11 protein-coding genes and 3 pseudogenes are annotated in these 12,668 nt (G+C 58.9%); 13 read left to right on the top strand and 1 reads right to left on the bottom strand.

Annotated features, from left to right (window positions below):
- Window positions 1-84: 84 nt before the first annotated feature.
- The 11 genes and pseudogenes from AAC645_RS18865 (at window position 85) to AAC645_RS20520 (ending at window position 9,071) form a co-directional block, all read left to right on the top strand.
- Entirely contained in the window at window positions 85-1,317 is a 1,233-nt protein-coding gene (locus AAC645_RS18865; RefSeq protein ID WP_340318125.1) for an FAD-dependent oxidoreductase, read from the top strand.
- Window positions 1,314-1,757, top strand: a complete 444-nt coding sequence (locus tag AAC645_RS18870) for a GMC family oxidoreductase (RefSeq protein ID WP_340318126.1) — start codon at window positions 1,314-1,316, stop codon at window positions 1,755-1,757. Before AAC645_RS18865 ends, AAC645_RS18870 begins: the two co-directional genes overlap by 4 nt.
- A gap of 66 nt (window positions 1,758-1,823) precedes the next feature.
- Entirely contained in the window at window positions 1,824-2,699 is an 876-nt protein-coding gene (locus AAC645_RS18875; RefSeq protein WP_340318136.1) for a glycosyltransferase, read from the top strand.
- A 107-nt stretch (window positions 2,700-2,806) separates the two neighbouring features.
- Window positions 2,807-2,988, top strand: a pseudogene (locus AAC645_RS18880) (DUF4172 domain-containing protein); the annotation flags it as partial.
- Window positions 2,989-3,171: 183 nt separating this feature from the next.
- A complete protein-coding gene (locus AAC645_RS18885; RefSeq protein WP_340318137.1) occupies window positions 3,172-3,903 on the top strand; it encodes a Fic family protein in 732 nt (243 codons plus the stop codon).
- Window positions 3,893-4,363 (top strand): annotated as a pseudogene (locus tag AAC645_RS18890) (alcohol dehydrogenase catalytic domain-containing protein); the annotation flags it as partial. The gene AAC645_RS18885 and the pseudogene AAC645_RS18890, both read left to right, overlap by 11 nt.
- Before the next feature lie 22 nt (window positions 4,364-4,385).
- Window positions 4,386-4,721, top strand: a pseudogene (locus AAC645_RS18895) (DUF1348 family protein); the annotation flags it as partial.
- 94 nt (window positions 4,722-4,815) lie between these two features.
- Window positions 4,816-5,049, top strand: a complete 234-nt coding sequence (locus AAC645_RS18900; RefSeq protein WP_340318127.1) for a hypothetical protein — start codon at window positions 4,816-4,818, stop codon at window positions 5,047-5,049.
- 588 nt (window positions 5,050-5,637) lie between these two features.
- The gene (locus AAC645_RS18905; RefSeq protein WP_340318128.1) at window positions 5,638-5,808 is read left to right on the top strand and encodes a Flp family type IVb pilin; all 171 of its coding nucleotides are present in this window, start codon (window positions 5,638-5,640) and stop codon (window positions 5,806-5,808) included.
- A 753-nt stretch (window positions 5,809-6,561) separates the two neighbouring features.
- Complete coding sequence (locus AAC645_RS18910; protein WP_340318129.1) at window positions 6,562-7,014, top strand: response regulator; 453 nt, start codon at window positions 6,562-6,564, stop codon at window positions 7,012-7,014.
- Window positions 7,015-8,804: 1,790 nt separating this feature from the next.
- Complete coding sequence (locus tag AAC645_RS20520) at window positions 8,805-9,071, top strand: ArsR/SmtB family transcription factor (protein WP_422785860.1); 267 nt, start codon at window positions 8,805-8,807, stop codon at window positions 9,069-9,071.
- Between the two features lie 78 nt (window positions 9,072-9,149).
- On the opposite strand, the gene AAC645_RS18915 is transcribed toward AAC645_RS20520, so the two are convergent.
- Window positions 9,150-9,425: an ArsR/SmtB family transcription factor gene (locus AAC645_RS18915; RefSeq protein ID WP_340318130.1), complete on the bottom strand. Its 276-nt coding sequence runs from the start codon at window positions 9,423-9,425 to the stop codon at window positions 9,150-9,152.
- Between the two features lie 141 nt (window positions 9,426-9,566).
- On the opposite strand from AAC645_RS18915, the gene AAC645_RS18920 reads away from it, so the two are divergent.
- Together AAC645_RS18920 and AAC645_RS18925 are read left to right on the top strand one after the other, a co-directional pair.
- The gene (locus AAC645_RS18920; protein ID WP_340318131.1) at window positions 9,567-10,610 is read left to right on the top strand and encodes an IS110 family RNA-guided transposase; all 1,044 of its coding nucleotides are present in this window, start codon (window positions 9,567-9,569) and stop codon (window positions 10,608-10,610) included.
- Window positions 10,611-11,050: 440 nt separating this feature from the next.
- A complete protein-coding gene (locus tag AAC645_RS18925) occupies window positions 11,051-12,577 on the top strand; it encodes a recombinase family protein (protein WP_340318132.1) in 1,527 nt (508 codons plus the stop codon).
- The last annotated feature ends 91 nt before the right edge of the window (window positions 12,578-12,668 follow it).

The raw sequence follows: 12,668 nt of genomic DNA on the forward strand, positions 1-12,668 counted from the left end.
GCTGGGCAGACTTTATCCGATTGACCGTTCAATGCCACCGAGCATTACCGCCATCAACCAGGTCCGTTGCGATAGGATTCGGGTATGCTGATTGACGCGCGGTCGGTCGCGCCGGGCGCGGTGCTTGAATGCGACATCTGCGTGATCGGCGCCGGCGCGGCAGGACTCAGCCTGGCGATCGAACTCGCCGGCAGCGCCCTTTCGGTGGTGGTGCTGGAAGCCGGGGGTGAAAAGCCCGATGCGGCGAGCCAGGCCTTTTATGAAGGCGAGCTCATTTCGCCTGCCCATGCGACGCCGGATATGTATCGGCACCGGCGGCTGGGCGGTTCGACGACCGTCTGGGGCGGCCGTTGCGTCCCGTTTGACCCAATCGATTTTGAAGCACGCGCCTGGGTGCCGTTGAGCGGCTGGCCTTTTGGCCGCGAAACGCTGGAGCCTTTCTATCGCCGCGCACAGACGGTGCTCGATGCCGGCGCCTGCGATTATGCGGCGATCAGCGCGCTGCCCGGCGGCACTCTCATCGAGGGGTTCTCCGATCCCCATGTTTTGACGGAATCGGTCGAACGTTTCAGCCTTCCCACCGATGTGTGGAAGAGCAATCGCCACCGCCTGAAAAAAGCTGGGAACATCCGGGTGCTGTTCAACGCCAATTGCATCGGGCTCCTTCCACAGGCGGATGGTTGCGTGATCGAGCGTGCGGAGGTCGCTGATCCGGAGGGGCGGCGTTTCTCGGTCAAGGCTAGTGATTTAGTGGTCGCGAGCGGCGGAATCGAAACCTACCGAATCCTCGCGGCATCGGCGCCGGAGCGTGGCGGGCTGAGCAATCATTCGGACATGCTGGGGCGGACCTATATGTGCCATCTCGAAATGGCGACCGGTACGATACGGATTACGCCGCCAACCCGAAATGTGTGCTATGGTTTTGAGCGGACCCCGGACGGGGTGTATGCAAGGCGGCGGTTCACGCTGACGGCCGAGCGACAACGCGAGTGCAGGATCATGAATACGATGGTGCGGCTGCACCACGCCAGCGTCGTGGATCCGGCGCATGGTGATCCGATCCTGTCGCTGATGTATCTTGCCAAGCATACCGTCATCCCGGAATATCGCCGCAAGCTGAGCATGGTCGAACATGATGTCGCGAGTGCGTTGAAACATGACGGGCGTTTTTGGGCTTCCCATGTCCGGAATATCCTGCGCGGAGCGCCCGCCACGGCGGCCTTCCTCACCAAATGGATCAGGCACCGCATCCTTGCCCACCGCAAGCTTCCTTATGTGGCTTTGCACAACCGGCCGGCCTATACGCGGTGGATATGAACAGTGAGCAGGCTCCCAATCCGTCCAGCCGGATCACGCTTTCGGATCAGGTCGATCGTCACGGCATGCGCCGTGTGCGCATCGACTGGCGGACGACCGAACTCGATGTTGAGACGATCGTCGCCGCTTACGATGATCTGGACGCCGGCCTGCGCGCGTCCGGTGCGGGCCGGCTCGAGCATGATCGAGCCGCGCTGCGCGATCGGGCGCGCGAGGCCGCCCCGGTCGGAGGGCATCATATTGGCACCGCCCGCATGGCGGCATCTCCGGAGAAGGCCGTGGTGGATGCCAATTGCAAGGTGCATCATCTCGCCAATCTTCATGTCGCCGGCGCCGCTGTTTTCCCCACGAGCAGTCATGCCAATCCCACGCTAACGCTTGTCGCGCTCGCGATCCGCCTCGCCGATCGGCTGAAGACGATCCATGGGGTGGCGCAATGAGCACGCGGCGCCGGATCCTCTGGCTGGAGAAATGCCCTGCCTGATTCTTTCTGTCCGCGCTTTTCGATCGTTGTATTGACGTACGCGCGCGATTTCCTGATCGCGGAAGTCCTCGGGTATTTGCGTACCAAGGATGGCGGCCGCACTGACTATGAAATCTTGCTCGTCGATAATAATCCCGAACCCGTCAATCGGAATGAACTTCTCGCGCAATTTCCATCAGCGACATCTTTCCAGGACGGCATTAACAAAGGAGTGGTGGGGCGGAACGTCGGGATCGACGCTGCGCGCGGGGAATATGTCCTGATTGTCGACGATGATGTGTTTATGGAGACGGACGATTATCTGTCCACCTTCGAACGATTGTTCGAGGCAGAGCCGGACGTTGGCGTGATCACCATCCGTAAGCACGTCCGCGGTGAGACTGGAAGGCGCGTCGACCTCATTCCTCATACACGTAAAAATGTCGATCTCGACAGCTCGTTCCTGACGTTTCGATTTGTCGGCGGCTGCGTCGGCTTTCGGAGGGAGGCGCTTCGCCAAGTCGGCGGATTTTTTCCAGATTTTTTCTACGGTATCGAGGAGGTCGAACTCGCATATCGGATGATCAATGGCGGCTGGAAAATTCGCTATTCTCCAGTAATAAGTGTCGAGGAACTGGAGCATCCGGCGGGACGCAAACCGACCCGTGAAAGCCAGACTGACCGACTTACCAACAAATACATCATGACATGGATCCACATGCCGTTCCCAGAAATTCTGATAAACTATGCGCTGTTCACGCCTTACATCGCATATCGTGTCCGCGGACAAATCAGGATTGGAGCGGCTGTTGTTAGGTTTATTAAATGGCTCGCGCGGCGAAATCGACCGCGCCGTAGCCCGTTATCCTTGGCCGCGCGCACGTACATCAGAGCGTGTGGTGGATCAGTCTGGCGATAAGCAATCTGCACCATACGGAGTTCTTGCCGTTATGCTTCACCGTTTGGGTGAAGTCGCCTAATCAAATAATGCTGTAATTTGATCGATAGAAAGGCGCTCTATTGATCATGCGTTGGAACTGGCAACAACCCGATTGGCCGAACTTCGCCTACGATGCGAAGCGTCTGAGAAACCGTGAGGATCAGTTCCTGGCATCCTGGTAGGCGTCATGGCCCATCTCGATGCCGACGATCGCCAGACCCTTTCCATCGAACTCATGGCACAGGAGGCCGTCGAAAGCTCTGCGATCGAGGGTGAGATTCTCGATCGCGCGAGCGTACAGTCGTCCGTGGCGAAGCATCTGGGGATCAAGGCCGACCACCGCCGCGCAAACGCCGCGGAGGCGGGCGCTGCGGAACTCATGGCGAACCTCTTTCACAGCTATCGCGAGCCAGTCAGCGAGGCCATGCTGTTCCATTGGCAGGCCTTGCTCATGAACGGCAGGCGGGATCTTGCCGACATAGGTCGATATCGAACCCACGCCGATCCGATGCAGATCGTCTCCGGAGCCCTGCACGCGCCGAAGGTGCATTTCGAAGCTCCGCCATCGCAAGTGGTGCCAGCCGAGATGGACGCATTCATTGCCTGGTTCAACGATACTAGGCCGGCCGGCCCTTCACCGGTGAGCGTACTCGCGCGGGCGGGTGTTGCTCATCTAGGGTTTGAGTCCATCCATCCCTTCGAAGATGGCAACGGTCGCCTCGGCCGCGCGCTTGCGGAAAAGGCTCTGGCCCAAGGGCTTGACGCGCCCGCGATCACGGCCCTTGCAGAGACAGTCCGGCGCCATCGCAAGGACTATTACTCGCAGCTTCAACGAGCGAGTCTGTCCAACCGGATCGACGATTGGCTCGAATGGTTCTCCGACATCGCGCTTGCGGCCCAACAGCGCACACTTGATCGGGTTCATTTCCTCCTAGCCAAGGCGAAGCTGCTCGACCGCCTCCGCGGTCGGATCAACGCACGGCAGGAGAAGTCCCTGATCCGGATGTTTGCCGAGGGACCAGAAGGCTTCAGAGGTGGCCTGAGCGCGGCAAACTACCGAACGATCACCGATGCAGCCTCGGCGACGGCCACTCGCGATCTCGCGAAACTGGTCGAGTTGGCGGCGCTTCGCAAGGAAGGGGAGCTGAAGCACACAAGGTACTATCTGAACCTTGGCGAATGACCGCGCAGCTGTAGCCTTTGAAGCGAAGAAGCCGCTGGAGATTGTCGAGCTTGGCGTAGAAGGGCCGAAAGCCGGTGAGGTTCTGGTCGAGATCATGGCGACCGGCATATGCCATACCGACGCCTATACGCTGGACGGCCTCGACAGCGAGGGCATCTTCCCATCTATCCTTGGCCATGAAGGCGCTGCGATCGTGCGCGAAGTCGCCCCCGGCGTGAGCAGCGGCAAGCCCGGCGACCATATCATCCCGCTCTACACGCCGGAATGTCGGCAGTGCAAAAGCTGTCTCAGCGGCAAGACCAACCTGTGCACCACCATCCGCGCCACACAGGGTCAAGATCTGATGCCCGACGGAACGACGCGCTTCTCCTACAAGGGCCAGCCGATCTTCCACTACATCGGCTGCGGCGTCACCACGGGCGTGGGTGCGGTGGTCAATACCGTCAAGGTGACGCCGGGTGCCATGTTTTCATCGGCGCAGCCGATGTCGGGCAGAGTTCGTCACCAGCCGTGTAGAAATCGAGGAGTTCCTGACCCGCAAGTGGTCGCGCGAACTGGACTATCGCCTGATCAAGGAGGTGTGGACCCACGCCGGAAACCGCATCGCCGTACGTTTCGTGTACGAGTATCGCGACGATAGCGGCACCTGGTTCCGCGCCCACGGCCATGAGAATTGGCAGTTCGATCCCGAAGGTCTGATGGAGCGGCGGTTCGCCAGCATCAACGAACATCCGATCGCGGAAGGCGAGCGGCTGTTCTGCTGGCCGCTCGGCACGCGGCCGCAAGGGCATCCGGGACTCTCCGGGCTCGGCCTGTGACTTCCGCCGGTTCCGACCCAACTTAGGTCGTTCCGCCTTCTCGTGCCGGCGCGGCACAGAGCGTCTCATTTCATCAAACTGGTACTGCAGGCCCGTGAACGACACTCAACAGAACCTCCTCGCACACATGGTCGGAGAAGTTCTCGAGGCGAATTGTTCGAAACTCTGTGCCAGCTACATTTCGTCACCAGCGATCCGCGAACCGCTGGTGACGATACTAGCGGTCTCGGCCGAGACCGGCGGCCACAAGCTTGACGCCGATATCCGGGCAGTCGCCGAGCGGGCGGCATATCAGCTGCGAGAGGAAATCCTTCCCTTTCTGGAATAGAGTCTTTCGCACCGAGCGCGGATCTCTCAAGCTCTGCGGGCAAGGTCCGGCGGCGATGTGGGCGCAAGACGCGCGGTGGCGTCTCGCCCCCCCGAAAATCATACGGCCTGTGGCAGCCAAATGCCGATGGTAAGCAGCGCCCATCTTTCGAACCGACCAGCGGCAAGAGCGTTGCAAGTCGCGCGCTGTATGGAACGCCACCACCTCATGATCCCAATCCTAATGTCGAGGGAGGCTTCTTGAACGGAGTCGCTTCGGAACCCGCAGCAGTTAAAGGCGACGCTTGCTTGCGCGGTAATGCCGCATGGAGGTTTGCCCGAAATGAGCGTAGTGTTGCCTCGGCCCGCGAGATCAATGTCCATGTTTGCATGATGGGATGACTGCATGGGTCGAAAGCAGCGCAAGCCACATGCTCGGCGCGCGATCCGCCGCAGTCGCCATCACTGACTTTGTGCGGCAAAATGTTATCATAGGCGATCGCTCCAGGGCTGCTCACGCAGGTTTACGGAACACCGCTTCTCACGTCGATTAGCAAGATCGTAAACTTCTCGGTGGTACGGGGAACGATCTTCATCGGGGGAAGGGTATATGAGGAGTGATTTCCGGAAGCTGATTTTCGATGCGCGTGGGGCAACAGCCATTGAGTATGGCCTCATTGCCGCGCTCATCGCCATTGCGGCGATCACTGGCATGTCATCGCTGGGGAAACAGCTGGCAAAGACGTTAGATAATGTTTCAGCCAATATGAAGGCATCTTGACCAAAAAACTACATTGATGTGATTTTACCCCGTCGCAAGTCTAGCAGACGGGACTTCCTTGCCTAATTAATCCTGCACGGGCAGGAATATCAATAACTTCTGCAGGAGACTAGGCTATGTGTTCATTTATTCCTTGATTGCGGGGCCTCAAAACAGATGATATCATTGAATATGCCTTGCTGATCGTGCTTATGGAATTGCCAGATATCACCAACATCTATTCACTTTACGTCGCACTTGGGAAATTATTTCAAAATTATTAGCGTGATCCAGCGGATTTTACTTGGGGGCCGCTCATTTTCGATCTCATCTCATAAAACTCGACCATCCTGCGTTGATCTCACAACCGATGACCAGTTATTAGCCACGATCGGCAACCTGGATCCGCCCGAGATTGCATCTTCACGGCCCAGTTCGCGATCCCATCGCGAGCGTTCCTACGTGTGGCAACTGCGACTAATCCGAGCTAATCGCGGCATTCATCGGAGGATTGCTTGAGCTGACCATATCAGCTTCTGCCAAATCTGTTATAAAAACATGCCGGATGCGCCGAGCAAAGAGGATAACCGGATAAGGTCAAACTTTAGATCGTGCCCGCCGGTGCAGCCTGCATGCGCGCCTTGGCAATTCCACAGTCGACATCCACAGGGGATCCGTCTATCGCTTAACGCAGTTACATCGGCGCACTGGGGGGGGCGGACGATCATAGATTTCGAAGCGAATGACGGCACCTCGCGGTCGCGCCTGATCCTCGTGGTCGAGGATGACGCGCGGCTGCGACGGATCACCGCTGATGGCTTGCGCACGCGCGGCTACCGCACACTCGATGCCGCGGGTGCCGCAGAGGCGCTCGATCATCTCGAGCGCTCCGAGGTCGATCTGCTCCTTAGCGATGTCCATATGCCCGGCGAGATGGACGGATTGGCCTTGGCCTTTGTCGCCCGTCAACACTGGCCGCAAATCCCGGTCGTGCTCCTTTCCGGCCATCTCAATCCGGAAACGACGCGGATTCCCAACAGAGCGACGTTCCTGCGCAAGCCTTGCAGCCTCGCCCGCCTGGTCACCGTACTTGATCACGAGCTCCACACCCAATGCCGCCAGGGCAGTACGATCATCAGCGACGTTGTTGGCCTCGTTCGTCAGCCGGCGATGGAAATGGATGGCATCGCTAATGGAGGAATGTCGGCTGAGGTGAAGCGCGGGTGAGGCGGTCCGCGCCAAGGATCTGAAGGGTTGATGATGACTAAGGCGTCAGCTCGCCAGCGTTCCGGGCGCCCAGGTCCTCCACACTGGTCTTCGCCTCACTCGTTACCCTGAGGTCGGCCCTCTGCACCAGTCTCAGGCCAGCGATGGCTTAACTCGTACGCCGAAGCTCGGCGCTGGGCGGCACCCGTTCGCGAAAGATTGCTCACCAAGCGCCGCGGAAGGCCGACGATGGCCAGCGACGCCTGCCTCGCCGCCGCATCCCGATCCGTGAACGCCACGTATGTCGCCTTCGAAGACGCGCTCGGGCGCCGCGGCGGGCTCGCTGTCCTCATTTTCGATCTTCTCGATTGCCGATTTCATCGTGGTGCTGCGGCCAGAGGGATAAGCGGGATCTGCCGTTGGACGGCAGCTGGAGATCTCAGCCCGATCCTTGAACGAGGATGCCGATCGCCGGCCTAACCAAGCATCGGCCCATCACGGCTGAGGAGGCTGCCGCCTGAGAGGCCAGCTGGTGGCTGCGAGCCAAAAGGGCCCGTGCATCCCGCCGATGACGTCGGTGCGAACGAGGGCGGCCGCACCGAAGAACATTTATCGACTGGCATGCCCGCTATCGTGCTAATCTGAGCGGCGAGAAGGGGATTCCAAGCTGTGCTGCAAAAGATCTTTTTGGCAATCAACATTCTTTCGGCCGCACCCACCTGTACAGCGATGTTCACTAGTGATCGATGCGTTCAGACCGGAAGGGAGGAACCCGATTGGGTGAAACCAATGGCGCGTTGGGGGCTGCTAATATTCCTGGCCTCGTTCATCCCTCCAACGATCGCTCGATATTTGGGTTATCGCTGAAGCGCAGACGAGCTTAGCCGCTCGCCTCTTGTCTGCGAACACAACCGTACACCGCTGTGCGCAATAGCCCGCCGTTGTTGATCTGCTCGGGCAGGCGTTGCGGGCATAGGCCAGGACAGTCCTCGCGGAGAATAACGCATGTCCGCTCTGAGACCAGGTGCCCCCTCCCTTCGGTGGCCTCAGCCAAGCTCAGACACGGAGAGCCGATCAGCCGAAGTCCTTCGAGTTCCGCGCGACTTGCGAGCATCGGTTCGCCGACATGATCAAGGCTCTGGCAAAGTCCAGTGCGTGGGGCTCCACTCGATGGGCTGCCCGTTGGTATCGATCCATTTCCCCGCAGTGTAACGTGCGGCACCGAGCTTGCCTATCCGGGCGCGCGACATGTCATCTACAATACAGAGGACATCGGGCGGCGGGGGTATCTCAACCGGCCTGCGGACGATCCGCATCGGGCCTAGCCAATAAACCTCGCTTAAGGGCTCATCGCTCATGCACAATCGCCTGCCTCGGGGCGGCTTACCCGCGCCTGCCCCGACTGAATTATCTAATGCAGGTCAACGGTACAATGGGCTTCGCCAGCTCCCATCTTGGGTTGATATTCGGCATGGCGAGGGCCTCACCAGATGGGGCGTGCTGCCACGGCATAGAACGAAATCCCGATAGAAGAAGCATGTCCGACATGACGAGTTTTAGGTACAGCCTTTTTCATGTTTTCACAATGCCAGTCCGCCGGCGACAGACATAAGGCAGACAAGCGATCGTTTAAGAAAGATGTCGATAACTCTCACATAATCATATTCAGCATCGGCCTTAATAGCGGAATCGACGGCGATTCACGAGCGATCCGAAACACCTACCCCCAGAAATGAAACGCCCTATGCACGCTATGTTCTGCGAGTTTCACCGCGTATTGACTAGGCGCGGAATCACCATAATAACGACCCATGGACGGACTGGATATTGTATTCAAGGCCTTGGCTCACTCGACACGGCGCGCAATTTTATTGCGCTTGGCCCTGTGCGAGACAACGGTCAACGCGTTAGGAAAATCTTTTGACGTCACGCCACGCGTGATGTCGAAACACATTGGAATACTCGAGCAAGCCGGTCTCGTAGCCAGAAGCAGGCAGGGTCAACTGCACCTCTTACAATTGGTGCCCGACACCCTCGGCAGCACCAAAGAATGGATAGACTTCATTCGGCGTGCCTAGGGCGATGGCCGGCGAAACCTTACAGAGCAAGCCAAGAGTCCCGCCGAGATCGCAGCGCAGAAAGGGGAAACGGTTGCTTTAGCGGTCCTGCCGAATAAATGCACTGGATATCGCGCTGATCAACCAGCGCAGACGCTGTTCGTCGATGTGATACAGCCGTTGCTTCCCGTGGCGGGTTGCACCGATTACTCCCGCCCTCGCCAGTATAGCGAGATGAGCAGAGGCCGAATTTTGCAGGATCCCGACGGCGTCGGCAAGCGCATTGACGGACATCCGCCCACTGTCGCTCGCCAGCAACTCGGTGACCAGGCGAAAGCGGGTATGTTGGCCAAGGGCGCCGAGCATCCCGATCATCTGTACCGCTTCATCATCGAGTTGAAGCCCCGCCGCGTCGCCTGGTGTCGGCACATCTTCCCCTGAACAATCGGTCGCACAAACCCAGAGGATAGACTTGACTTTGCTTCATAACTAATCATGATATCATGATACGACGATATGAAGGTGCTTATGTTAAGGATCGGCTTGGACATCGGCCTGCGGAAGTTCGCTGTTCACATTGCAGCATCGGGAGACCGTCCCGCGTCCAACGTCACGCTGCAGCGCGATGATCTGCTCGAGTATTTTTCCTCTTGCAGCCCCTCGATCATTGGCATGGAGACTGGCGGCGGCTGCCATCATTGGGGGCGGGAACTGGCTCGCCTGGGACATAACGTGCGCCTGATCCCGGCCGCCTACGTCAAGCCCTTTGTCAAGCGTGGAAAGACAGATGCGAACGATGCCGAAGCTATAACGGAAGCTATGTGTCGGCCAAACATGCGGCGAACCCGCGTAAAGACACTGGATCAGCAGTCGGCCCTGGCAGTGCATCGTGTCAGGCAACTTTTCATGAAGCAGAGGACTCAGATCATCAATGCCATACGGGGGCATCTGGCGGAGTTCGGCGTCGAGATTTCCGTTGGCATCGCGCATGTGACGAAGTGGATCGAGGCTGAGCGCGTGAATGACAAGGCGTCCCTGCCCGAGGACGTCCATCACCTGATCCAGAGAATGGGAAGTTTAGCGGCGCGCCTTACGGAAGAGATAGCGGTGCTTGATGGGCACTTGATACAAGCGTTGCGCCGCGACGCATCGGCCCTTCGCCTTCGCACGATTCCCGGCGTTGGAATATTAGGGGCGACGGCGCTTGCTGCGACGTTCCCGGAACCGCAGCAGTTTGGTTCGGCACGGCAATTCTCTGCCTTTCTGGGCCTCACGCCGCTGCCGGACTCCAGCGGGGGCATTCGCCGTCGCGAGAGAATGTCGAAACGCGGAGACCCATATATCCGGCACCTGCTGCTTGCTGGCGCCCGGGCGCAAATGATAGGGGTCAAACGATGGCCGGAACGAGCCGATCCATGGACTGCTGCGATCGTCGCACGGAAGCCGTGGCGAGTAGCTTCGGTGGCTATCGCCAATAAGATGGCTCGGATCGCCTGGGCTTTGATGGCGAAGGGTGGAGAGTTCAGCCGAGCGCCCGTCACTCAACCGGCGCCATTATGACGGGGTTGCGGCGCGGGTCGGCAGGTCAGACCGAGGTAAGGCCTTATCACCCCCAGGGCTACATCCCGCTGCAAAGGATGGCCTCTCCGAGCGACCGTCGGCACACGCTGTGACGCGGAGGGCGTGTTCTCAACAACACGCTCTCCGTACGCCAAAAATCGAGAAGTCCGCAGTCTAGGGGAGCACGCCGACATGTCGCAAGGGCTGTGAGCCCGGATGTCAGAATGGCGGCCTAGGCGTCTGCATCCGTAGCGGTGCCATGTTGAACTGCACCGCAATTCCTGGCGAGTTGCGGTGCAGTCTTCGAGAGACTTCATCGCGAGGCGAAGACTTCGGCATGTCCGGTAGGACACACGGTTAGGCGCGGCGCACTGGACTGCCGGCTGAAAAAAGATCATGAAACATTGGAAGGGGAGCGAACTCCTGCGGCGAGTTGGCATATGTCCATCAAAGCTGCCCAATATGTGCGCATGTCGACCCACCATCAGCGCTATTCGACCAGCAATCAAATAGCGATGATCGCCTCCTACGCCGCAACACGAAATTTTGAGGTGGTCCGCACATATGTCGATGAGGGACGGAGCGGGCTCAAGCTCGCGGGTCGCGGAGCGCTCCAGGCTCTGCTGTCTGACGTGCTATCGGGCGCACCAGGTTTCGATGCAGTTCTGGTTTATGATATAAGTCGCTGGGGCCGGTTTCAGGACACTGACGAAAGCGCCCACTATGAGTGGCTAGTCCGGAACGCTGGCCTTTCGGTTCATTACTGTGCCGAGCAGTTCGAAAACGACGGAAGTGCGTCATCGGGAATTCTCAAAAGCCTGAAGCGGACGATGGCAGGTGAATTCAGCAGAGAGCTGTCGCAAAAGGTCTTCATCGGCCAGTGTCGGTTGGCGGCACGGGGCTACAAAATGGGAGGAAGACAGACGTTCGGTTTGCGGCGTGTGTTGGTCGACGAACTGGGCAACCCCAAAGTGGAGTTGAAGCCGGGACAGCGCAAAAACATAAGCACAGATAGAGTGATCCTCGCGCCAGGTCCGCCAAAGGAGGTCGCCGTGGTCAGGCGAATATACCGAATGTCGATTCGCGGGAGCCTGTCCGATCGCCAAATCGCTGACGTACTGAACGGGGAGGGGGTCGATGCCGTTGCCGGCCGCAAATGGACGAAGTTCATAGTGCGCCAAGTGCTCACATCGGAGGTCTATACGGGCGCTGCCATTTTCAACCGCAGATCCACCAAGCTGAGATCTCAGGCGGTTCGCAACCCTCCGGAGCAATGGGTCCGCCGCGAGCATGCCTTCAAGGCGTTGATCGATCGAACCACCTTTCGTGAAGCTCAGCGGGTAAGAGGAAGACGCCGCATCTGCCGCATCAGCGAAGGCTATATGCTTGATCAGCTCCGTCACCTGCTGCGCGAGCGAGGCCGCCTCTCGACGGAGCTGATCAATTCGTCCGCATTGCTACCGGCGGCGCATACCTATCGTGAGCGCTTCGGCAGCTTGGATCGAGCCTACGCCATCGTAGGCTACTATCGACCGAGCAACACGCCATCGCCGATGAGTCCGCTGCTGGTTGATCGCGCGAACGCCTTCGCGATCCAGACTGCAAGAATGATCCGGCAAACTGGCGGGCGCGTCCGCACGCGGGAGCAAGCTGGAATCCTGCTGGTCGATGGGACGATTCGGCTCGTTACCACGCTAGCGCGATATACCGCCGGCAGCCGCGAGAATTTTTGGGAGGTCAAGGTCAACCGAGCCTATGAGTTCGATTTTGTGCTCGTTGGGCTGATGGCGGAGGCAAATGAGTATGTGCGAGCCTATTATTTACTTCCGGTGAGCCGCTTCCCGGCATCGAGCGCGATTCGCCTCATCGATGGCGGCAACAGGCTGGAACGATATCGCATCCCGGACCTGATCAGTGTCTATTCCGCATTGCGGGAAAGAGCCGCTCTTCCCTGCCACCCAAATTAGCGGCGGTCACGATTCCTTCACCGCACCCATCAGGAATTCGATATTGCCTTCGGGTCCGGTGATCGGGCTCGGCGTCACGCCCATGCTGCGC

Origin of the sequence: Rhizorhabdus argentea (assembly GCF_037861105.1) — a bacterium.
GTDB lineage: Bacteria > Pseudomonadota > Alphaproteobacteria > Sphingomonadales > Sphingomonadaceae > Rhizorhabdus > Rhizorhabdus argentea.

Coding starts and splice junctions, on each gene's coding strand:
- AAC645_RS18905 (WP_340318128.1), top strand. CDS start 5,638: ATGAGGAGTGATTTCCGGAAGCTGATTTTCGATGCGCGTGGGGCAACA.
- AAC645_RS18870 (WP_340318126.1), top strand. CDS start 1,314: ATGAACAGTGAGCAGGCTCCCAATCCGTCCAGCCGGATCACGCTTTCG.
- AAC645_RS18865 (WP_340318125.1), top strand. CDS start 85: ATGCTGATTGACGCGCGGTCGGTCGCGCCGGGCGCGGTGCTTGAATGC.
- AAC645_RS18915 (WP_340318130.1), bottom strand. CDS start 9,425: ATGATCGGGATGCTCGGCGCCCTTGGCCAACATACCCGCTTTCGCCTG.
- AAC645_RS18925 (WP_340318132.1), top strand. CDS start 11,051: ATGTCCATCAAAGCTGCCCAATATGTGCGCATGTCGACCCACCATCAG.
- AAC645_RS18885 (WP_340318137.1), top strand. CDS start 3,172: ATGAACGGCAGGCGGGATCTTGCCGACATAGGTCGATATCGAACCCAC.
- AAC645_RS18920 (WP_340318131.1), top strand. CDS start 9,567: ATGAAGGTGCTTATGTTAAGGATCGGCTTGGACATCGGCCTGCGGAAG.
- AAC645_RS20520 (WP_422785860.1), top strand. CDS start 8,805: ATGGACGGACTGGATATTGTATTCAAGGCCTTGGCTCACTCGACACGG.